At 38.5% G+C, this 22709-nt stretch carries 19 protein-coding genes and 4 pseudogenes; 10 read left to right on the top strand and 13 right to left on the bottom strand.

Annotation, left to right across the window (positions count from 1 at the left end):
* Positions 1-260 precede the first annotated feature (260 nt).
* A complete protein-coding gene (locus ACHZA2_RS00645; RefSeq protein ID WP_319578093.1) occupies positions 261-1796 on the bottom strand; it encodes a P-loop ATPase, Sll1717 family in 1536 nt (511 codons plus the stop codon).
* Between the two features lie 328 nt (positions 1797-2124).
* On the opposite strand from ACHZA2_RS00645, the gene ACHZA2_RS00650 reads away from it, so the two are divergent.
* On the top strand, positions 2125-2859 hold the full coding sequence (locus ACHZA2_RS00650) for a hypothetical protein (RefSeq protein WP_319578094.1): 735 nt from the start codon (positions 2125-2127) through the stop codon (positions 2857-2859).
* Positions 2860-3003: 144 nt separating this feature from the next.
* Here the strand turns inward: ACHZA2_RS00650 and ltrA are convergent, their stop codons facing one another.
* From ltrA to ACHZA2_RS00665, 3 genes are read right to left on the bottom strand one after another with little or no spacing between them, the layout of a single operon-like run.
* Positions 3004-4212: a group II intron reverse transcriptase/maturase gene (ltrA, locus tag ACHZA2_RS00655; protein WP_319578095.1), complete on the bottom strand. Its 1209-nt coding sequence runs from the start codon at positions 4210-4212 to the stop codon at positions 3004-3006.
* Positions 4191-4502 carry a reverse transcriptase N-terminal domain-containing protein gene (locus ACHZA2_RS00660; protein ID WP_319578096.1) on the bottom strand — a complete coding sequence of 104 codons (312 nt, stop codon included), beginning with the start codon at positions 4500-4502 and terminating at the stop codon, positions 4191-4193. Before ACHZA2_RS00660 ends, ltrA begins: the two co-directional genes overlap by 22 nt.
* Before the next feature lie 53 nt (positions 4503-4555).
* Positions 4556-4756 carry a hypothetical protein gene (locus ACHZA2_RS00665; RefSeq protein ID WP_319578097.1) on the bottom strand — a complete coding sequence of 67 codons (201 nt, stop codon included), beginning with the start codon at positions 4754-4756 and terminating at the stop codon, positions 4556-4558.
* A gap of 774 nt (positions 4757-5530) precedes the next feature.
* Between ACHZA2_RS00665 and ACHZA2_RS00670 the strand changes: the two genes are divergently transcribed.
* Positions 5531-5896, top strand: a complete 366-nt coding sequence (locus ACHZA2_RS00670; RefSeq protein ID WP_319578098.1) for a type II toxin-antitoxin system MqsA family antitoxin — start codon at positions 5531-5533, stop codon at positions 5894-5896.
* A gap of 23 nt (positions 5897-5919) precedes the next feature.
* On the opposite strand, the gene ACHZA2_RS00675 is transcribed toward ACHZA2_RS00670, so the two are convergent.
* Genes ACHZA2_RS00675 through ACHZA2_RS00685 form a run of 3 tightly spaced genes read right to left on the bottom strand, consistent with a single transcriptional unit; the run spans position 5920 to position 6559 of the window.
* Positions 5920-6093, bottom strand: coding sequence for a HepT-like ribonuclease domain-containing protein (locus tag ACHZA2_RS00675; RefSeq protein WP_394698633.1), 174 nt, complete (start codon positions 6091-6093; stop codon positions 5920-5922).
* Positions 6087-6263, bottom strand: a complete 177-nt coding sequence (locus tag ACHZA2_RS00680) for a HepT-like ribonuclease domain-containing protein (protein WP_319578099.1) — start codon at positions 6261-6263, stop codon at positions 6087-6089. The genes ACHZA2_RS00675 and ACHZA2_RS00680 overlap by 7 nt, the downstream gene beginning before the upstream one ends.
* A complete protein-coding gene (locus ACHZA2_RS00685) occupies positions 6260-6559 on the bottom strand; it encodes a nucleotidyltransferase family protein (RefSeq protein ID WP_319578100.1) in 300 nt (99 codons plus the stop codon). The genes ACHZA2_RS00680 and ACHZA2_RS00685 overlap by 4 nt, the downstream gene beginning before the upstream one ends.
* 707 nt (positions 6560-7266) lie before the next feature.
* On the opposite strand from ACHZA2_RS00685, the gene ACHZA2_RS00690 reads away from it, so the two are divergent.
* Positions 7267-7593, top strand: coding sequence for a hypothetical protein (locus ACHZA2_RS00690; RefSeq protein WP_319578101.1), 327 nt, complete (start codon positions 7267-7269; stop codon positions 7591-7593).
* 405 nt (positions 7594-7998) lie between these two features.
* Here the strand turns inward: ACHZA2_RS00690 and ACHZA2_RS00695 are convergent, their stop codons facing one another.
* From ACHZA2_RS00695 to ACHZA2_RS00710, 4 genes are all read right to left on the bottom strand, one after another.
* On the bottom strand, positions 7999-8667 hold the full coding sequence (locus tag ACHZA2_RS00695) for an ABC transporter ATP-binding protein (protein ID WP_319578102.1): 669 nt from the start codon (positions 8665-8667) through the stop codon (positions 7999-8001).
* Positions 8667-9866 (bottom strand): FtsX-like permease family protein, encoded by a 1200-nt coding sequence (locus tag ACHZA2_RS00700; RefSeq protein ID WP_319578103.1) that lies wholly within the window; start codon positions 9864-9866, stop codon positions 8667-8669. Before ACHZA2_RS00700 ends, ACHZA2_RS00695 begins: the two co-directional genes overlap by 1 nt.
* Positions 9863-11107, bottom strand: coding sequence for a hypothetical protein (locus ACHZA2_RS00705; RefSeq protein ID WP_319578104.1), 1245 nt, complete (start codon positions 11105-11107; stop codon positions 9863-9865). The genes ACHZA2_RS00700 and ACHZA2_RS00705 overlap by 4 nt, the downstream gene beginning before the upstream one ends.
* A 712-nt stretch (positions 11108-11819) precedes the next feature.
* Positions 11820-12371 (bottom strand): hypothetical protein, encoded by a 552-nt coding sequence (locus ACHZA2_RS00710; protein ID WP_319578105.1) that lies wholly within the window; start codon positions 12369-12371, stop codon positions 11820-11822.
* Positions 12372-12551: 180 nt separating this feature from the next.
* On the opposite strand from ACHZA2_RS00710, the pseudogene ACHZA2_RS00715 reads away from it, so the two are divergent.
* Both ACHZA2_RS00715 and ACHZA2_RS00720 read left to right on the top strand, forming a co-directional pair.
* A pseudogene (locus ACHZA2_RS00715) lies at positions 12552-12820 on the top strand (transposase).
* A gap of 221 nt (positions 12821-13041) precedes the next feature.
* Positions 13042-13239, top strand: a pseudogene (locus ACHZA2_RS00720) (transposase); the annotation flags it as partial.
* Between the two features lie 288 nt (positions 13240-13527).
* Here the strand turns inward: ACHZA2_RS00720 and thiC are convergent.
* Complete coding sequence (gene thiC / locus ACHZA2_RS00725; protein WP_319578106.1) at positions 13528-14760, bottom strand: phosphomethylpyrimidine synthase ThiC; 1233 nt, start codon at positions 14758-14760, stop codon at positions 13528-13530.
* A gap of 407 nt (positions 14761-15167) precedes the next feature.
* Here thiC and ACHZA2_RS00730 point away from each other — a divergent pair, with 407 nt between their 5' ends.
* The 5 genes and pseudogenes from ACHZA2_RS00730 to ACHZA2_RS00750 all read left to right on the top strand — a co-directional run bounded on the left by ACHZA2_RS00730 (position 15168) and on the right by ACHZA2_RS00750 (position 21060).
* Positions 15168-16505 carry an IS701 family transposase gene (locus tag ACHZA2_RS00730; RefSeq protein ID WP_319580925.1) on the top strand — a complete coding sequence of 446 codons (1338 nt, stop codon included), beginning with the start codon at positions 15168-15170 and terminating at the stop codon, positions 16503-16505.
* A 408-nt stretch (positions 16506-16913) separates the two neighbouring features.
* Positions 16914-17180 (top strand): annotated as a pseudogene (locus ACHZA2_RS00735) (class I SAM-dependent methyltransferase); the annotation flags it as partial.
* A gap of 152 nt (positions 17181-17332) precedes the next feature.
* The gene (locus ACHZA2_RS00740; RefSeq protein WP_319578107.1) at positions 17333-18367 is read left to right on the top strand and encodes an ABC transporter substrate-binding protein; all 1035 of its coding nucleotides are present in this window, start codon (positions 17333-17335) and stop codon (positions 18365-18367) included.
* A gap of 109 nt (positions 18368-18476) precedes the next feature.
* Positions 18477-20414, top strand: coding sequence for a PKD domain-containing protein (locus tag ACHZA2_RS00745; RefSeq protein ID WP_319578108.1), 1938 nt, complete (start codon positions 18477-18479; stop codon positions 20412-20414).
* Between the two features lie 19 nt (positions 20415-20433).
* On the top strand, positions 20434-21060 hold the full coding sequence (locus ACHZA2_RS00750; RefSeq protein ID WP_319578109.1) for a DUF4013 domain-containing protein: 627 nt from the start codon (positions 20434-20436) through the stop codon (positions 21058-21060).
* A 414-nt stretch (positions 21061-21474) separates the two neighbouring features.
* Here ACHZA2_RS00750 and ACHZA2_RS00755 read toward each other — a convergent pair.
* Positions 21475-22658, bottom strand: a pseudogene (locus tag ACHZA2_RS00755) (IS256 family transposase).
* Positions 22659-22709 lie beyond the last annotated feature (51 nt).

Below are 22709 nucleotides of genomic sequence, written 5' to 3' on the forward strand. Positions count from 1 at the left end.
TCTGGCCTTTCTGGGGAGATCGTAAAAGAATGGGAGGATCACATCCACCTTTCTTTATTCAAAGGAGTTGAGTCTCGGCAATTCCTTCAGGCAGTCATCGGTCTTCTTATCTTGTGGTTCCATTGGGTTCAGTTCTGTGGTTGACACTCGTACACATCCCTCATAAGATACAAGATTTCACCTCTCTCTTTTCCCCTATTTTTGTTCTTTTGATAGATTTAAAAAAAAACGTCCTCTATCCATATATTTATGAACGATTATTAAGGGAAAGATCCAAGATCTCTTGAAGTTCTATTTTCGGTAAGTTTAAGTTTACTCTTTAATCCTTCGTTTACATGAAATGGTTTATTTATGTCGATTAAAATATTAGGTTTCATACAGGAATAGATATATTTATTACTATATTTTTGTCCTATTATCGAATTTTGGAAAAGAAAATCTAAACTGTTTTCAATATCGGCTTTGGATGATTCCCCATAAATTTTTAAATATGTATTGGAATAATCGGTATAATCAAAAGATAATAATCCAATATTTTGTAAAATTGAGAGATAATTTTTAATATCAGGTTTTTGATTTACCCATTCATCGAGCAATTCTTCATAAAGACTAACGGAATATTTATGATCTGCTTCATAAATATCCTCATTGGTATATAATCGTCGACTTATCTTTCGATTATAATTTGTGTCTCGATTTGGATTATTAGACTCTTGCTTATTATGATGGCATTCCCTAATTTTATTAAAATAACTAATTAAATCGCGAGGTCGGTAAAAAGTACGGTTAATAATATGATTAATTGGCTTACTCCTACGACGAACATTTTTATTTACAAATACACAATTAGATTTTTCAGAAGGTTCAATTATTAAATCAATAGGTTTGAATTTTTTTATCCGTTCAAAGAACATATCATTTAATGCGTCAAAATCCCACTGAATAGTTATAGCGCCATCCTCAAGGATTTTATTCTTATCATTGAATATTAAAGTTGAATAGATATCACTACGTAAGAAAACTATTATTTTCAATCTATTTTTAAATTCATTGGAGGAATTTATATTGTTAGAAATATTTATCAAATTTATTAAAATGTTGGAGTATTCATTAATATTATGAGATATCCAATTCTCATCAAGTTGATCTAAAATAATAAAAATGCGTTCTTTAGAATTATTTAAAAAAATTTTTTCAAAATATGATAATAATTGAAAAGCATTAATTCTCAATTGACTCTTTAACGTTTCACTGATTGATATTTCGTCAAATGAGAGCTCACCTAATGTTGCCGAATAGTCTCCTAAATCTACGGACGGTAATTTCAATTCTTTTATTCGACCAATTTTCGATTTGATAACTTCTGTAATTGAGGGAGTAGGATTTCCATAAATTGTTTCAAGGACTTTTTTAGCATCTTTTAATTCTTTATTTAGGTTTCCTTCTTTTTCTTGAATATTGATTAATTTACTAACCGAATTTATAATAAAAAGATATTTCCAACTTTTACTATAAGTACTTGTGAAACCTTCCATATTTTCCTTGTATAATGAATGAATAGGCCATGGGTATTCTTTAAAATTTAAAGGGATTATATTAAATTTATCTTTTGGATTATCCAAACTTTTTAAATATTGATATATAGCAGTTTTCCCAGTACCTTTACGACCCAAAACCATCCATTTTTTAGATTTTAGTAAGTCATCAATAAAATTAGTTTGAAAAAAATAATCCAATAATTCATCATCATTTTCAGCAGATACATCAAATCGAGGAAGCCAAATATCATTATCCATAATTAATATTTCTTCGTTGAAGATCCATAAAGAGATGATCAAAAAAATATGAGAGGTAGAAATTGATTTTATTTTTCTGTGATATAGTTCATTTCTGATTATCAATGACAATTAAAAATTATATAATTCTACCCGATTCAATTCATTTTTAATCTCTTCAATCCGCTCCTTTGCTTCCTTCTCTCCCTGTTCATCCCTAGTGAGAGAAATAGGTATTACTTCACCTTCTTTGAATCCAAAAAAATTGAAAATTTTAATTAAAAAAATGCATGAGTCCTGTTTGAATAGTAATAGAAATTATTATCAATTTAAATATTTATATTAATTTATGAATTGGAATAAAACTGTAATAAATTCCAATCTATTTCTAAATCTAATAATTGCATTTACTTTAATTTTGTCAATCATAGATTTGGGTATGTTGATTTATTGTGCCTTCCCCGATTTAGCCAAAATTGTTTATTCATTTATCTCAAGTAGTGCATTTGGTGCAATAATCTCATTTATATTGTTATATGCTGTATTTGAGATAAATATTAAACGACAGATAAAAGTTCAAGATGCCATTTCGTTGAAAAGAACTTCAAATGATCTTCTTTGCGAATTGAATGCAATTAAAAAAAATCTTATTGCTAATAATAATATGTTGGTCGATTTTAAAATCGTAATAGAATCCACACTTGACCCTAAAATCATAGCCGGAGTAGATAATGAAGGATTACGTTTGATTGAATCTTCAATAATTCACAGTTTGAATATTATCTTAACAAGCATATCGAATGACTATGACATTGATAGGTTTATTATTTTTAAGAATACGAATCAATATTTCTATTTATTTTCATCCACTTCCCCCAACTTGCCCTCGATATTATACACTTTTTATTCGTGTTTGAATGGTTTCGCATCCTACGTAAGAATGTCTAATCAGTTAAGAGGGTGTGGAAATTATAAATTGGAAGATATAGAAGAATTGATGAACAAAATTATTGATAACACTAAGGAATATCTAAAAATGGTAGATGATTTAATACCCATAATAGAACCCTATTCACGAGAATAAGAATGATATAATAACCGTAATGTCCACCTCCTTTTTAATTTTAAAGTCGAATAACAAGGCGGGATTTCTCCCGCCCCGTCTTCTAAGAACCGGACTTGATACTTTCACATCATCCGGCTCAAGCCACTACTACCCTTTGGGGTGTCAGTTCAGAACAGAGGTAGGAATACGGATGCGGTTTTTCCGATGATACTCTATTACCTTCCATCGCTCAATGTATTCCTTATCAGTGTAAGGATTTTTGTCAAGTTTGGCATGTCTATGCCTGACGATTTTGGTGTTAGAGAATCGCTCAAGAGTCTGTGAGTCAGTACAGAATACATAGTTCCTGTCGCCGACTTTGTGCCAGTATTTCGTAAATGCCCAGAACACTCCTTTATTTGAATGTCGCCGTTTGGCCCATGATACAAGCATGTTGTAGATGACATCATCCAATTTACTGAATACAGCAGAGGAAACCGCGGTGTCGTGATACTGAGCCCACCCTCTGATAATTGGGTTGAGCGTTTGGATCAATCGACCCTGTTCCCATGCTTTAGCCTTGTGAATTACTTCACTAATTTTGTCGATAACACTCTTCTGTGAATCCTTTGATGGCTTTATCAGGAGTTTCCCATTATATTTTCTGAAGTTCCAGCCCAGGAAATCAAATCCTTCGGATATGTTTGTTACAAGGGTTTTCTCTTCGGAAAGTTTAAGTCCGCGGGGTTCTAAGAACGCTTTAACAACTTCAATGATTTCATACGCTATCTCTTGGGAATTGGTAGTAATCACGAAATCATCTGCATAACGAACGAAGTTCACCTTGAACCTGTTTCGATGGTGTTTATCGATAGTCCCATTGTGCCAAGCGTAGTATTTACTAGCCAAAGCATATTCCATTCCGTTTAGAGCAATATTCGCAATAATTGGAGAGATAGTCCCTCCTTGCAGCGTCCCTTTATTGGTTGGAAATAAATGGTAATTTTCGATATATCCTGCATTCAGGAACTCATCTAGCACTCGTTTATTCATTGGAATGTTTTCGCGTATCCAGTCATGACTGATTTCATCGAAACACGCTTTGATGTCACCTTCAACAATCCAGTCAGCGGATTTGGGATTGCTGAGAGTTGAGTGAAGGTATGCATGTGCATCTTTGCTCGACCTGAACGGTTTAAATCCAAATGAGGTTTTGTCTCCAGTTGCTGACTCAATGGGCCCTAAAGCCAGAGCATGCAGAGTCTGCATCGCCCTATCATAAAGAGTCGGTATGCTCAGTGGTCTTAATTTACCATTTTTCTTAAGGATGTATTTCCTTGAGAGTGGCTTTGCGTGGTATCCTTTATTTGTCAGTTGCAGAGCAGCCCGCATTTTATCTGCAGGCGTTCTCCAAAGGATTCCATCAACACCAGGAGTTTAATTCCTTTATCGCTGGTTACCCTTCGGACAGCAAGGAGTTTCGCATAAAAAGACCGAGTTAAGAGTCTTGAGAGTTTGCTAACTTTCTTCCAATTTCTGTTCTTTGCTGCACTTGCAATTCGAAACTGCAGGTTATTGACAACTTCTTCTGCCTTGATCCAGCCTATGGATTTCCATTCAAGGGTATGTTCTTTGTCTGTAAGGTCCATAACTGAAGTTATCTCTGGTTCTCTTACATTCATAATAAACAATCTCCGTTGCTTTCATGACCAATGGCAAGTCTGCATGTTTCGTATCAAGGCAAACTTTGAACCTCTATATCTCCCATTACAGGCGACCTTTCGCTTTTTGCCAGTTCCTCTACCATCTGCGGATCTAGTTCTTCTCGCGAAGTTCCTACCTTTGTCAGGACCACAAATGGTTTACCGAGTTTTATATCGTGAATAATTGTAGGATATTTAAGAGGCTCCTTTAGGCCGGAAGCTGTTGTGTCCATCCGTTATGATACCGAAACTGATTGTCATAACCAAGCTTCTTTGCCATTTTGGCTCATGTGTGAATTCAACCTGGTTTCGCATGTTGCAGGTCACGACCCCTGAACGGAAACTTCACCTTTCGGTTCTCCATGTACCCTTTTCCCTAGCGGTTTGGGTCTGTCAGGTTCAGTCTTGCACCGCGTTGTCCTCTGAGCTTTGCACAAATCCGTTACCAGAAATGCACATCAGAGTAGAGACATCCTGAATGGATAGAATGGCAGATTGAACCGAAATTCACGATATAACTTTGCTCGTCGCACTATTCGCCCCTGCGACCCTGCCTCTTACCCCTGACCCCCTCTCTCCAGGCAAAACCCCAGGAGAGAGGAGGAAACCGTTTCAACCGGGGACGCCTCTGGCTCGGCACGCACCCAGTCGCTTTACTCTTCCGCTAACCGCCCCGCTGAAAGGTAAATCAGGGTTTCGGGCCCTCTCTCTAAATTTATCCACTCACAAAAACCGGTGCATCCTCCTGATTGATAGCGATGCGATAAATTCCGGTGTCCGGTTGAAAGATAGATTCCTGTACTCAGTCACTCCCCCTTGCCCCCATTCTTGAGAGGGAATCTATCGAGGCTTACCCACCGCTCTGGTTCTCTCCTCCGCTCCAAGGCCGCGAACTCCATAAAGAATCCGGGGAGTGGCGAGGCACCCCGTATCGGAAAGGTAATTGAGGAGTATCCGGATTATTATCCTTTGCCAGTTTTCTGATCTGCGGGTATGTCCGAAGTAGGATGTTTCATGTTGTCGCTACCCTTAACAGGGATACTGGTAATATCATAGTTATTACCGCATACGAACCTGATGACGAACACTTATGTTTCAGGAAAAACCAGAAGGCAATAATGAAATGTGTTATGTGTAAGCGGGGAGAGACAAAGCCCGGGGTTACGTCAGTACTTCTTACCCGCGATGATTTTACTCTGGTTATGCGTGATGTGCCGGCTGAGATCTGTGAGATCTGTAGCGAGGATTATATCGATGGAGGTGTTGCCAAGCGGCTATATCATTTGGCTGATGAGATACAGCATCAGGGAACACTTATTGATGTGAGAAAGTATCAGACAACTCCAGAAGTTTCATGCCCGGTTGAGGGGTAACAGTTTATCAGATTTAATCATAATTATTCAGAGTCGATTTTTTCAAGCATAATCGTAATCGCATCTTTATGGGATTGAATTTTAGAGATCACAATATTCCAGAGAATATTTGGTTTTATCTGAAAGTGCGAGTGAGCGATAACATCCCAAAGACCAGCAATCTTTCTCCAATCAACATCAGGGTATTCATCTAAAATCGAGGGAGGATTTTCTTTACCGCCTTTCCAATAATCATAAGATTGTGAATTGTTGCATCACGGGTCCGGGAGTCTTCAATAAATGATTCATACGAGAGACCAGCGATGTATTTTTCAATGGTATCACATGCATTAAGAATATCATCAGCATAAAGAGACCAGTCTCTCATACATATACCGCTTCGTGAAGAATCCGATCTTTTATCCGGGATTTGATGGTATCTTCGATGACAAGATCCACCGACTTTTCTAACATATCTTCAAGGAAAAACTTCAGGTCCATATAATTATCAAAGGTCTCCCGGTTCTCCTGGAAGGTGACAATAATGTCTATGTCACTGTGAGGACTAGCCTCTCCACGAATGTATGAGCCAAATAATCCAATACGGACAACTCCATATTTTTCCAGAAATTCTGGACGGAGAATATATAATTTTTCAAATATGACTTCGGGATTAAGAGTCATAATCTGAATAGAGATATCCGGTGTGGTTTTAAAATACTTATGTCAAAGAGTTTTCCAGATAGTATGAAGGATCCATCAGTACATGCTGGATTAGAATAACCAGCAGGTGCCCTAGGGATACCGGCCTTTCATCAAGATAAGTAGGAACAAATATGGGAATTCTTGCTGATACATGCCATAAGATCTCTATCGTAAAATACAGTTACTCAACCTGTAACCCCTGGTTAATTATTGCCCCCCAGGTATAACCAGGTACTGTCATATTGCTTGATCAGGCTACAATTCGCTCAAATATGCCTTCTTTCCTCAGTTAATCTACATAGAGATCAATAAATACCTCCATATCGTGGCTTTTTTCAATACCCTACATAAAAACCCTCACAAATCCAGTAGTTCATAAAAATAGCCATGAATCGCGGATCACTATTCACACATAAAGGACCTATAATTCCTCTCTCTATTTACAACGTACTTTCTATCAACTCATCGACGAATAAGCCAATATGAAAAGGATATGGGAACGTTTTTTTTGAAAGAATGTCAGAACAAAAAACTCCCAAATATCACCCTGATTTCAAATATTAGCATTTTAATAGACATTATATTAAAAAGAAGGTTTTTATTAAAATTGGATATGTCTGAAAATCAAGGGATTACCCAACATAAAATAGAAGCACTAGATAACTTAACACAGGATAAACTCCTGTATGAACAAAAAAAATTGGATTGACATCAGTGGACCTGGATCCTATTCAGGCATGTTTATCCATAAAAACGTAGAATCCAAGACCGTCGGTAAGATCTCTGATGGCTCCGATATCAGATCTGATATGAATACCATCATTACAAACACCGCGATGGACGGGACTCCTGGGTATAGACAGTTCAGGAGATTCTTGCAGTTGCACCCTGAAGTATCACACATCACATGGAGAAAACAACTCTATCTCACCTTCAAGCATGACAGTACTTTCGTTTCCAGTTACGAGACTGATGTCATCCTGATGACCAATAATCCTGGGCTGACACCCTAATGATTCTGGCTTGAAGATCTTCATCATTCGAGGCTGATGAAGATGCTGAAGATTCTTATCTGTGCAGGAATCATTTTTCTTGCCCTGACTGGCCTGATGCCCTTTGATAGGATCTTAACCTCTATATCATGAGACAGGTTCAGTTGGATTAAGTCTTCCTTAACCGGAGACAAGACCTATACCAGACTTTTATTTACAAATGACCGGCCAATTGTAACAAAAAATATTTATTTCTCAAAGGATGTTAAAACCTTGATTTGATCATCAAAGAGCGGCCTGCCCCGATCCGGAGAGTATCATCTTATTTATAGAATTACCGGAAACAGGCAAGCGTTCAAGCAGGGTCCGGTTCGTGGTCGATAAACCAGGGTTTTTAGATAAGCCCAGTGGATGTTTATAGAGATACTACTCAGTAATTATCCGCCCATCCATGAACTGTATCATCCGATGAAAATACTTCTCGTGCCACGGTTCATGTGATACCATCACCACGGTCTGTCCTTTCTCCTCATTTAATCGCTGGAACAGATCCAGAACCGTCTTTGATGAATCGGTGTCAAGATTGGCGCAGGGTTCATCAGCAAAGACAATGGCCGGATCATTCATCAGGGATCGGGCGATTGCAACACGCTGTTGTTGTCCCCCCGAAAGCTCACGCCTGAGATGATCAGCCCTTCCTGAAAGCCCAACCTCTTCCACCAGCCGGGATGCCCGATCCATCACCTCATCGTGCTCCTCGCCAAGCCCGAATGCAGGGATCGCGATATTTTCTATGACGGTCAGATCCTCAATGATGGCATAATCCTGAAAGACATAACCCATCTTTTCAAGCCTAAACCGGGATCTGGTTGCAACAGACATCTTTGAGACATCTGTCCCTCCGATGACAATTTTTCCTGAGGTTTGGCTGTCCAACAGGCCGACAAGATGAAGAAACGTGGATTTCCCACTTCCACTTGGCCCGACAACTCCGACAAACTCACCAGGTTCAATCTTGACAGATACTTCTTTGAGAGCATGAACCTGAACATCTCCCATGATATAAGTCTTGGTCAGATCACCTGTTTCTATCATCAGTTATTCACCAGCACTAATATCTCTTCTTTTGCTGCACGCTTTGCAGGAATATACCCAGATATTATTGCCACTATGCCAAGTACAATGATGGACGAGTAGAGCTGGGTCATATCAGGAATCAGGTGCACAAGTCCTGGCGGAAATCGGAGAGGAAATGCCAGAAAAATCTCACAGATTCCCCAGAAAAGTACTAACCCAACCACTATTCCGGCGACGAATACAAAAACCACCTGAAGGAGATAACTTCTGATGATATTCAGTTCAGGAATACCAACTGCCTTCAGAATCCCGATCTGCCGTCGTTGATGGATAGTGTTGATATACACGATGACGAAGATGACGATACTGGCGATGATCAGGGAGAAGATTGTCATAATCGCGGTTATGAGGGAGAAACTTTTTATGACATCACCAGTCACTGCGCTGGCTTTTTCTGACATAAGCCAGACCTTCCCTCTGACCCCAAACTCCAGGAGTCTGTTTTTTACACCAGATGGATCTATCCCTTCGACCGTTCTGACAAGAATACTTGATGACCGATCATTTTTCCCAAGGACTGACTCCATCTCCTTACGGGTTATAAACACCTGCTGGTCTGCTGCAAGAAACCCACTCTCAAATATTCCTGAAACTATCATCTTCCGAATCTCACCATTCTGAAATGTAACCATCACCGAGTCTCCGGCATGTATTCCACCAAGAGATGGAATCTGATCTTTCACCTCGTCGTCATGACCAGCAACGGCTGCACCGACAAAGATGCGATCTGTATCGCCATCAGACAAGTACCGACCTTCCCTGATTATCCTGGAGGTTGTTGTCACTAGTCGCTCATCAGACGGTGTGATGGCAATTACAGGAACTGACTGGGATTTCTTGTCAGAAACTATCGAAGTACTGAGGATCATGTGCGAGGAGACCGCTGTCATTCCAGGGACTCGTTCTACCTTTCTGAGCAGTTCTTCGGTGTTTGTGATATACTTATCATCTCCAGACGGTTCGATAACCAGGTCTCCGTACAGGTAATCCTCCACATTCTGATTATACACCGTGATAAGCCCTGATAAGAGGGAAGGCATGAATACCATCAGCACGAAGGACATGGCGATGATCAGGATGGTCATGATGAGTGTCCCCTTATTACCTCTCCTGATGGCACGTGAAGCCAGATAGAATGGGAGTATGACCTGGGTCATCTCTTCCCTGCTCGGCGATACTGAATCAGATACCCCCCGGCACCAAGGAGAATTAGAATGATAATGACGGGGATTACCGGCAATGCTCCTTTGCTTCCTACATTTATACTGATTGTATCAGATATGGCATCCTCTGGCGAATCCTGTTCCCAGAAGGTGACCGCTATTCTCATATCACCGGAAGGAGGGTTTTGAAGATAAAAAATAGCAGGGGCATCATTATCGGGTTCAATTTTTCCGACAAACGCTTCTTTTGTACCATTTATAGGTGTTTCTATTTTTGCCCGTACGCCATCAGCATCCCCGGTTCCCGTGTTTTCTATCCTGACAATCAGGGAGAATGGATTTCCTTCCACGATTCTGACCGGATCAGAAGTGACCGTCGCGATAGCAAGTTCAGGGCTACCGGTTAACCGGATCGGAATCATCTCATTCTGTTCATGCAGGGTACCTGCGGCTGAACGATAGGTTATATGACAGACCAGCGATTTTATGCCTTCTTCTGCATTTTTGCTGGTCATGATATCAAGATCAACCGTTTCTTTGTCACCCGGTCCCAGGGTTCTGATGTGAAAGGTTTGAGGACTGCGAAGAGATAAACCAGAATCTTTAGGGCTGATATTCCCTATGATCTCGCTGGCTGCGGTCTCACCGATATTTTTCAGGATCAGGCTCCCTGAAGCATCATCACCGGGCGTAACATTTGAAGGGAGTCTCTTTTCGATCTGTAATGCCGGATTTTTCTGGATAAAACGGTTATCATTCACATTCACTGGAATCGGATACTTCAGGCTCCGACCCCCTTCAGTTGCGATATGAAGTTCTGGGAAGAATATACCGGTGTGATCTGGGGCACGAACCAGAAAGGTGAGTGGTATGGACTGACCTGGTCCGATCTCTCCAATCCTGCGATAATCTCCTGAATCAACCAGAAGGCCATTTCCAAACAGGTCCACATCTGAAATGTAGGCATTGACCTCACTCGTAGTAGTGACTGACTGGCCAGATTCCTGATCTGCGGCCGTTGTCGTGATCGAGGCTTTCTGTGCCGTGTTGGTGAGGATGACAGTGATCATCGCTGAACCACCAGGCATAAGAACCTCCGGCTGGCTTTGCCAGGATGAGATGACGATGGTCGGTTCACTGGCAGATGCGACGCCAAATCCTGCAACTATTAGGGCTAAAAGCAGGATAGCATTTACTCCATGGGATATCCATGATGTATAATACATAAATCTCATAATTATCCGGTTATTTGTTCCTAATCCCTTCATACCGGAGAAATTTCGCATCTGTTGCAGAATCTCCGATTGTTTACAGATATATTAAATAACGAATCGTGTAAAAAACATTTTAATGGGAATAGTTCGCTATGAGTTTAATAATTATCGGTTTATAGTTGATAGTTACCATTCCATATTTCAGGCTATTACTCGGTATATAGTGATAAACTTCCAAATCTTTCCAAAATCAAGTATGATAAGAGAAAGTAAGAAAACCCTACATATGAGTTTCAGGTATATCTGAACTACGAAGGCTGGTATACTACACATCCGAAATTCGACAGCCTGCGAACAAGTTCATCAGACCCTACGTTACATCAGGCCGCTTCAGAAAAGGTCTCACATTCATAAAAATACAATTAACTGGTCATTCGGTGGTGATCTATGTGCCATTGTACAGCCGGAAAAAGTAACCATTCTTTAATTTCACACATATGATCAGGGGAACCTGCTGAACTTTATCCAGGTCAGATCCCTGAAAGATTGAACCGGTGATTACAGGGACGGTGCAACTGTCTAATACCAAACGAACCTTAAAATCCCGGTATGTGACAAATAATAATGACCCTCATTCCAGGGAGTGTTTTGGCTTACTCCACCACTTATTTTCCCATGAAAAACCCGGTCAATGTAGTACCGGGTTTTTCATGACAAATGTTTTTTTAAAAACCTAAAAAATGGATCCAGAAGGAGCCGGTACGTCCTTCGATCCCTGTATTGGAAGTGTGGGATCAGGCAATGCCGGAGGCACGACTTTTGGGAAAAGATCTTTTATTTGATTCCATGTTTCCATAGCGTCGTTATAGTAACTCCGGGCTTTGGAATACTGATCATATACCGGACTTCCTAGAGTGCTTGGATGATCAGTCAACCGTTTGGTAGTACCATACGTCTCCCCTGCCTGGTTTAGTTTATACAAATATGCGTTGATAAGAGAGGCCCGGGGGTAGAAATCCGGACTGATGTTCATGCGTGAAATCTGCAATTGAGTTGATTTGAGATTTAAAAGATCAGTGCCTTCAGTTGGAAGCATTTTTCCTGAAAACCCATTAATCTGGATAGTAGCCATATCCATAAATTTTTGATCATCATACGGCCCTGTAGGAGAAGAGGGTTTTAGAGGAAATAATAGCCCGCTATCTGATGCCGTCACCGGAAAAACAAATCCTACTGCGAATATCAGAAGGACCACCTGTAATAGCAGTATATGATTACGTCTCATAATACTACAGTTCTTAATAAGACCAAAAAGGTTTCTTTTTAGATTGAGAAAAGGTCCTGAATCACGGGAACTTATGTAAATATCTCAAATCTCCGAAAATTACATATAAAAGATAAAAGAATCTGGTGAGTAGTATCTCATTATGTTAAAGAAGCATTAACAAAGCCAGATCTCTTTGATATTACTTATTTTGGGTTAGATGAAACTTCCCGTCAGAAAGGTCATGAATATATCACTGATTTTGCTGACATCAACTCAGGGCGAGTAATTTTCATATGGAAAGGAAAAGATTCATCAACTTTTCTGCATATTCAAAAGATTTAAAGGCAAATAACGGGGCGCCTGAACAGATCAAAGATATTTATTGTGATATGTCTATTGCTTTTATCAAAGGGATAGCCAATGAATTACCCTTATCCTCTGTAATATTCGATAATTTTATATTATAAATTTGGTTAATGAGCCGAATATTCAAAAATACTCGCTACATTTGAAAAAACCCATCTTCAATAACCAAAAAGCAATTGAACGAATTAGGCAGATTGAAATTTTGTATTAAGAACCGTTAGAGCCTATAATATCAAACTTGTTATTTAAGAATTTTAGAAATTCGAAGATCGAGAAACTGCAGAGCCTTTTTTAAATATGGTAGTACTAGGCAACTCACTGTAGACTTCCTGCCATTGTGAAAGTTGCGAAAACTCTCAAAAATCACTGGGATGGAATTATGTCATACTTTGATAATCGATATTCTAACGGATTGCTTGAAGGATTAAATAGCATGAGTCAGGCTCTTAAGGCTAATGCCAGAGGTTATCGCAACGATGTAAATTTCAGGACTATGATCTACCTTCGTCAGGAGGATTAAAACTTAACTTACCCACTTGAAACGACGAAGAGCCTAGTTATAACCCGGGTTTCCGCGATTGATTCGGAGAACAAAGGATTGTGCCACAATCTGGATCACGTTCCGCTATGATTCCATGAGTTTCATTCATACCAGTCCCTGTGTTGAAAAACCAACACGATGAAAAATAGGGACTACGTACCGATCTCCATCACACGGTCTCTGATAGATTGAGGGAACCTGCTCAGGATCCAGATCGATTCTCCAAACTCCGGCTCAGATACTATCTATCAACAACAAGCAGCACTGTCACCGGAGTTCCTGAATGATCTTAATCGCACAGAATTCCCCACACATTGTGCATTCCGGCTCACTATCAGATAGTGAGGAGGCCCGTTCAGGATCGATGGCACACCTTACCTGTCCCTCTCTGTCAAGAACAGACCGGAGCATGGCCACGGACCGGTCCTCAGCCATAACTCCTGACTTAACAGTATCACCAATGTGAGCAGCGATCCTGAACGCAATGAGCCCCTCTTTTACAGCATCCACTGTCGGAAGACCGAGATGTTCAGCCGGCGTGATATAGCAGAGATAATCAGCACCGGCAGCACTTGCCGTACTTGCTCCGGCACAGCCAGCGATGTGATCATACCCGACTCCAATATCAGTCGGGAGCGGGCCGGCAACAAAGAGAGGGAAGTCTGCCATTTTTTTGTAACGGCGGATCATCGGAGCAATCCGATCCAGACGGATATGACCACCCGCACCCTCGATAATAACCTGAACCCCGGCAGCATGGGCCTTTTCTGCAAGAATTACGTTGTTCTTCTCCTCCATCCGCTGGAGCATATCACGCTGGTCATTGATACAGCCACTCCGTGCCGTATTGCCCAGCGAGAGGACAATATCATGGTCCTGGCAGATTTGGAGGATGGTATCGAAATGTTCAATGAATGGGTTTTCACATTCGTTGATCGCCATGAACGCACTGGTGATAGATCCTCCTTTGGAAACTACTCCCAGAATACGCTTTCTTTTCCGGATCTGTGCGAGCATTGCTGAAGTGACAGTATGTATGACCAGTGAACTCATACCCTCTTCTGCATGAGACCTGACCGTTTCAATAATATCATCAGCGGTCATCTTCTTCAGACCAATCTCCGAAACGGTCTGGTAAACGGGAACAGTGGTGATAGGAAGGCTGGTCGAAGAGAAGATTGTCTTCCGGATTCTTTCAATATCCCCGCCCATTGATAAATCGCTGATCGTGTCAGCCCCGAACTTTTCAGCGATTTGTGCTTTTTTGATCTCATCATCAAGACAGACTTTCGAGGATGAGGTTCCCAGGTTTACATTGATTTTTGTACGCAGCCCTTTTCCGATACCGGCGCAGTGCCCGTCTCTCTGCATGATGACGATACTGCCGGATGCTATACATTCCTGAACATATTCAGGAGGGACCCCCTCACTGGCAGCAATGGAATAAACTGCGGATGGAATTGTTCCTTTCTGTACGGCTTGGATTAGTGTGGGTGTCATGGGCAAGGTTGCTCCGGAATTCTGCTGTATTTTTTTGGCTGTTCCCGCATATGGTTCTTGAGGAGATTCGTATCAGCATGAGAGATGAGATATTCCAGGATTTTGCCAGACTATCATGAATCAGAGCCCACAACATATGGATGTGGGTAGAGTTCTATCACACAGTGCTAAACTATTTTTTGAAAGTTAAGAAAACACCCATCTTCTGATTTTGAAAGAAAAATCTCAGTGATGAGAATAGAGAGCAGAAACTACTAAAATGTTTATCTCTACAATGTCAAGTTCAAAAATAGAATCACGTGCCATATATCGTTTGATCTTTATATAAGTAATTACAATATATTTGCTGTGCTAACTGGGCATTCAAGAATAAGGTCGCATGACTTAGAATAGCAATAGATTCCCGCATCTCTCACGTAAATAATTTCTTTCATCAGGCGCCGCTTCAAAATTGCTTTTCTACTAAAACCCACAATAGGTATTTAGATGCGCTCGATTACGTGAAAGGACTTTTAACAAGTCCCGGCCGTCGTCATATGACTGCGATCTCACAAAATTGTAGCAATGCCAACAACCAGGTTTTTAGCCATTATATTTCCCAATCTACCTGGGATCACCGTTCTCTTGTTGATTGGATTCGAAATACCGGTTGGCGACTCATCGGAAAGAATGGCGTATTAGTCATCGATGAGTGTGCAAATCCTAAAGCTGGCGAACATTCAATTGGAGTCAAACGTCAATATTGTGGGAATCCGGGGAAAGTTGAAAACTGTCAGGTAGGCGTATTTATGGCTTATGTTAAAAATGGATCTCGCTTACTGCTTGATTATCGGTTATACCTCCCAGAATGCTGGACGTCAGATCCTAATCGATGTGATTCTGCGAGAATCCCCCTTGAAAACCGGAAATTTCTAACAAAAGCTAAGTTATCTTATGAGTTGATAGTTGAAGCAGTTCGTTCGAAAATACCATTCAGTAACATAAATATGGATGGATTTTATGGCAGTCAACCCTGGCTGCTAACCCGGCTAGAATCACTGGGTTTGACTTATGTTGCAGATATTGGTTCTGATGATCGAGTTTTTCTTAAGAGTCCTGAGTACGGAATACCAGCAAAGTATAGTATAAAAGGAAGGCCCCCCAGTCGGGTAAAGGTTCTGAATACCCAACCGATCAGGGTTGACGAAATAATGAAAAGAGTAGAGCGTTGGAGAGTTCTGCGAGTTAGGGAGTCAATGAGTGGTTTCCTTGAGGTTAAGTTTTACGCTCTGAAGGTCTGGAGGATCGATAAAGATGTCCAAGAACCTCTGCCCGTTTGGCTGTTGATCCGAAAAGAACTCGATGATTCTAAAGTGAAGTACTCTCTCTGTAACGCAGATCACATAAATTCCTGGGATCGTCTGGTCAAGATGCAAAGTGAGAGATATTGGGTTGAACGATCCTTCCAGGATGCAATAGAACTGGCCGGAATGGCAGATTATCAGGTTCGAAATTGGCAGGCATGGCATCATCATGTTGCATTAGTTCTCCTTGCAATGCTTTGGATTATTAAAGAGCAAAAGCACTTCCTTGAAGAGTTTAAGGACTTTATTCCACAGGATGTCATTAAATGTTTTAAAATATGGATGCCTCTGAAAGAGAAGACTTCATTGGTGGTTGCTGAGTTGATTGCTCTGAATCATGCGAATCGAAAAAATTCACGGAGAGCGAAGATGAAACGAAAAGGACGAACTTCATCTATTTAAAGGGTTGAAGCCAGGGTGTATGTGCCAACCTGTAGGGATAGCTCCCGGCTTCATAGTATTTTTAGTTTTTATGGAATTTGCCAGTCTCTGGAGTTCAAATTTTTTCGGGGGGGGTTTTTAACAGTCACTTTCGGTGAAGCTTATATCCAATTTTGTGATATTGATCGCAAAAAAGCAAGTGCTCAGATAAACAACCTCTTCAAACTTGACATTGTAGAGTTAAACATATTATTAAAATAAAACTGGGTAATATATCGGTACAATGATGCATAATTACCATATTACAGATGAATATGCTGATTTCGCAGATGATTATGACAAGTTTGGCATATTTAGTGAAGTAAGTAAAAAGAGAGCGATTTCCTCAAAACCGTCTTCAAAACATATCATGTTCACACGGTTCTTGATTGTGCATGCGGTACTGGTCCGCATCTTCATGCATTTACACAGATGGGCATTCATGTCTGTGGAAGCGATTTTTCACCAGCAATGCTGAAAATATGTAATGATAAACTTGCCAGGGCAGGTCTTCATGTTTTAACTAAAGAAGCAGATTTTCGCTATCTTGAGAATGCATGGGAGGAGCAGTTTGACGCAATTTTGTGCATGACACAATCAATTGCTCATTTACATACCATGAAGATCTCATTACTGCATTTAAGTCCATGCATATGAGACTTCATGAAAACGGGATTCTTATATAAACTCAGAGTACCACTCACACCACACTCCAGGATCAGTATCGGTTTGATCTTCTATTTAATAATAAAATCAAAATATTTATTTAATATACCAACTAATACGTATTTATTAGTGGAAATAATTAAATGAATTTAAATCATTATCAATTGATTATATTAATCTCTTTAGTTCTATTTTCTGAAATAGTAATTGCAGATACCATAAATGTTACTGATATTGAAGGAAATATCATAACAGTTCCTGAAAATATTTCACGGGTTATTTCAGTGGATCCTTTTTCGAGTCAATTTATTCACATCATTGGTGCTGATAATAAACTAGTTGGAACTCCAATAGGCCCCTCAAATGTAAGTTTAGTAAAAACATATGAGCCATACATCGCGAATTCACCGACATTTGGAAGTAAAAACAGTGTTAATTTAACAGTAATAAAAAGTTTAAATCCAGATATCGTTATTGCAGATAAATCCTATAATAAAACAATTTCTAAACTAGAAGAATTAAATATTCCAGTGCTTCAAATTGATGTTGAAAATCCAGATAATTTGTTAAAGAGTTATGAAATAATTGGAAATATTCTTGGAAAAGATAATGAAACATCTAAATTTTTAGCGTATTATAATAGCAAAATGGATTTAATAAAAGAGGGGGTTGTATCTTTAACGGACAAAGATAGGAAAAAGATTTATTTTGGCCAAACAGATCCACTTCAAACTCTTGGTAATGATTATTATGAAGCAAAAATTGCTAAAATTGCTGGAGGAGATAATGTAGCAGTTGGGTATTCAGGAGGAGATAATAAAGTTACCGTTGATAATGTATATAAATGGAATCCTGATTTAATTGTACTTTTTTCCTATTCCTCAATTAATGTTGATGATCTTTTTGTAGATTCTGCTTGGCAATCACTGCCTGCCTTAAGGAGTAGAAACATTTTTCGAATGCCTAAATTTATTATGTCTTGGGAATTACCAGTCCCGGAATCTATTCTTGGGGCCCTGTGGTTGCAAAATATAATGTATCCAAATAGAGTTACATATAATCTAACAAATGAAATAAAAGAGTTTTATGCTAGTTTTTACAATGTAAATCTTACAGATTCAGATATAAATAATATACTATACGATAAAACAATGTCCCATCATTCAGATATGATTTAGTGTGGTGTATCAATCTAATTTTTTAATTAAAATTTACCATGATTAAGGCTTAATAATTTTAAATTGTATAAAAAATTTTATTAAATTAATTATTTATTGGAGAGGACAAATGAATTATAAAAAATTGTTAAAATTTATTAATTTATTTTTTTGTATTTCTATATTAAACGTAGTAATTTTGCTACCAAATATTGCTTGTGCTTGTCCACCGTATGGGAATTTTGTTGCTGATAAACCATCTATTACGTATAATTTTAGCAATGCAGTGAATGGTGGAATTATTAAAGGATCAGTTCAAATGGGTAAACCGTATACAGTAAAAATACCTGTATCAAATCCTAATGAGGCAACAAACCCCGCTCAAATTATATTATATGAAAATGCTTCTGAAAGTATGCCATACGAAGAAATTCCTCCAAAAGTCTATTCATGGTCTGCAAATATACCCGTGAGTAGTACAAGTTATTTAACCTCAAGTTATAGTCATAATTGGAAATGGTTATATCTTATTGAAGATAAAAACAAATTAATAAACAATAGTACAACATATCTCAACGAAATAGGTATGGCGAGTGGAGTTTTTGGTGCATTTTTAAACACTTCAAATATTAACAACGACTCAACATATGATGCCGTCCATAAAGCCTTTGGCATTTTAAAATTCTTCTATAGTAATATAGATGCTATTCTAGGAGTAATATCAGCTATTGATGGAAAATACCAAGTGCAATATTACTATAAGCCAAAATCATCAAATGTTGATAATTTACAAGATACATCTGTTTTAATATCAATATCTCCTGAAAAACCAGTTCAATTATGTTTATCCATGATATATATTGTCATGGCAGATATCCTGGCATATGCTTTATCCTATCCACTAACTTGGTACGCAGTTATAATTATTAATGCCCATATTCAATTTTTTTCACACCTTTCAGGATACGCTATGAATCGAGCTATCGATCCTGATCCAAATTATTGGGATCCCGTCATTTTAAAAAATTATTCAACGTTAGGTTTTGGAAATGTCAATTTTACGGATATTCCTAACTCAAATCTAAAAGATTACTCGAAGGCATCTTTAGATTTGGTAGTCTATGAGGATGCATATAATCAATCTTACGTGAAGTATCTTGGAGCAACGGAAGTTAATGATACAATTTGGGAAAAGAATTTATTAATCCAATGTTATTATTATTTAAACCTAATTAAAGACAAAAATGATGAAGTTTTAATAAGAGCGCCTAATGCTTTTCAGGATCTTAATGAACTAGGTTTTAATCCTACTAAAGAAACTGTTGAGACTATAAAAAATAATATTTCAATTTCAGGATTACCTCAAAATTTAACAAACCTGTTAAAAAATGCAGGTTATCAGGATTCTGAAATAAATTCAACAAAAGAAATAATGCTTAATATTCCAGACTCTTATGTTGTTAATTATAATCAATCTCTAATAGATTTATTGGAAATCTCAAATATACTAAATTCTAATTTAATCGATCAAGTAGTAACCGAGTTAGGTGATAACAATACTCCCCCTTATGCTAATTTTACTTCCTCTGTATACCGAGGATATGTACCATTATTAGTACAATTTAATGATACATCTTTGAGATTCCCTAATTATTGGTATTGGGATTTTGGTGATAATTATACTTCAACTGAACAAAATCCAATTCATATATATAACAATTCAGGAAATTATTCAGTTAATTTGACAGTTACAAATATCACCACGGGTAGTAATTGCAGATATAAATTTAATGCTATTTCTGTTTATAGGAATACCTTAGTTGCTAATTATTCTGTTGTTCCAACGTCTGGAATTACTCCTTTGACTGTGAATTTTACAGATACTTCTGAAGGATATCCTTCACATTGGTATTGGGATTTTGGTGATAATTATACTTCAACTGAACAAAATCCAACTCACATTTACCATAAGGGAAATTTCTCCGTGAATTTAACAATTTGTAATAACAATAATATAACTGATTCAAAAAATAACAATGAATTAATTCATGTTGTAGGAGATCTTTGAGATAAGGAGGTTATATCGTATGAAAATAATTGACATATTCAATGATGCATTCAAGTATACGAATAAAACTTTTTTTGGAGATTTATCAAATCTTTTTATCCTGTTTTTATATTCGCTATTTATTGTACCAATATTAGGCCATATGCTTAAAATTATGAGAGGCGAGGATTCGGCTCCAGATTTTGATGGAACACTAAAAGAAATATATTATGGCATGCAGATCTTTCAAATTGGATTAGCATACTCAATCATTCCGCTTATTATTGCTCTTAAGACAATCCCACCCTGGCAAAGAACATATGGACAGACTATAGATTTCTCAATACCCGTAATTACATTTATCATCATTTCCTTATTATTTGGATTACTTGCAATACCTGGTTTTGTAAGATATGCAAAGACCCAAAAATGGGGTGATGCTCTCCGATTCTGGTTAACATTTGATCTGATACGGAGAATTGGTTTGATAAAATATTTCTGCTCTATGATAACTCTTGAATTGATTCTCATATTTTTTATGGGCATGTCATTAATTTTGATTTTGATTCTTCCAATTATAGGGTTGCTGATTCAATGCATTACAACTACCTATGGCTTATTATTTGTTGGCAGATTAGCATACCTAATATCTCGTGAAGAAACATAAATTTACTTTATTTTTCCAATCAAACAATAAACGTCGGAATTCTGGATAAATACTTAGTATATGGGACAGCACTTGGAGTGGATTATTCTACAAACCCTCGCCACCAAAAATTGCGGATATTACTCTCTAAACGATTATTTCTCGATATGCATCACCTTTCTGACGAAATCTCCTTTTGCCAGGGTATATACTTCCCGGTCTGTTTTGTATTTTTCTACAAGATTATATTTGGTAGTGTCAGGATTATGATGTAAAATAGATCGATCCTATTATCTACATATTCCGATTAAACTGATCTATAGAAATAATTATCTCGCTATCGCTACTTAAAACGGTGTAAAGGAGAGGGGCTTTGTGCCCCGACCTCCCTATCATTTGAATTTCCTATGGTGATATTTAGATTCTACTCAGCAATCAGGCAAGTTGAAGATTCTCATTAGTTCTCTCTACCTGGACACTTTCGATGGCATAAGGATCAATGGATAGGTATCGTTTGCCGGTTACCCATTCCTCTTTAATATCCATCAGTATCGAACCAATCAGGCGAATAAGAGAGTCCTCTGATGGAAATGCTCCGACTACTCGTGCACGCCTCTTAATCTCCTTATTAACTCGTTCCATCAAATTAGTAGTTCTGATCTTCTTCCAGTGTTCTTTTGGAAAGGTTTGGTAATTGTGGATATCTGGATAAAAGCGTTCAATTGTCCCAACAGCTTTGGTGTATCCATGATATTGGAGATCTTCCGCAATTTCGTTTAAATCTCCATTATTCTCAAATAAAGTTGCTTTAAGGAATGGCCGGAAGGTATCCTGGCTTTTTATAGTGATGTTTCTCATGATTGCTCTGAGAAAATGAACAAGACACATTTGCCAACTTGCGCCAGGAAATGATTCAAGTACTGCTGCCTGAATGCCTTTATGCCCATCCGATGTAACCATTTTTACTCCCCGAAGCCCTCGTTCTTTTAATTCGTCAAACAGGGATCGCCAAAAAGCCTCATCTTCTCTATCAGCTACTTTTAGTCCGATCAGTTCCCGATAACCATCCTCTCGAACACCAGCTATGAGAAGGACAGCTTAGGAAACATACCTTCCATGAGTACGAACTTTAAGGTAAACCGCATCAACATTGAGATAAATAATCGGTATCTCAATTGGACGTTCGAGGAACTCCCTCACAGCCTGATCCAGATCATGAGCCATTCTAGATGTACAGTATCTGCAGATATTCCTTCAACTCCCAGAGCTTCAACGATTGATTTAACTTTTCTGGTTGAAACTCCCTGAATATAGGATTCAACAATAGTGTTCTCTAACGCACGTTCTATTCTGCTATACCGGTCAAAAACAACAGTCTGGAATGGTTTTTCCCGAAGGTCCGGTTTATCAAGAATTATGTCACCATGTCTTGTTTTTAGGGTACGACTGCGTTTCCCATTTCGATGGGCAGTACGACTTTCTGAACGCTCATATCTTGATGTCCCTGTTTGCTGTTCAAGTTCAAATTCCATGACCAGATTTAAAAAGAAGGTGATGAGTTTCTTCATTGCCTCATCCTGGTCAGCAAGATATTCTTGTACAAAGTCCAATAAATCCATGGCCCTGTTCTCCTTTGGTCAGTAGATACAGGGCCGCACAAATTTACAGCA

Origin of the sequence: uncultured Methanospirillum sp., assembly GCF_963668415.2 — an archaeon.
Taxonomy (GTDB): domain Archaea; phylum Halobacteriota; class Methanomicrobia; order Methanomicrobiales; family Methanospirillaceae; genus Methanospirillum.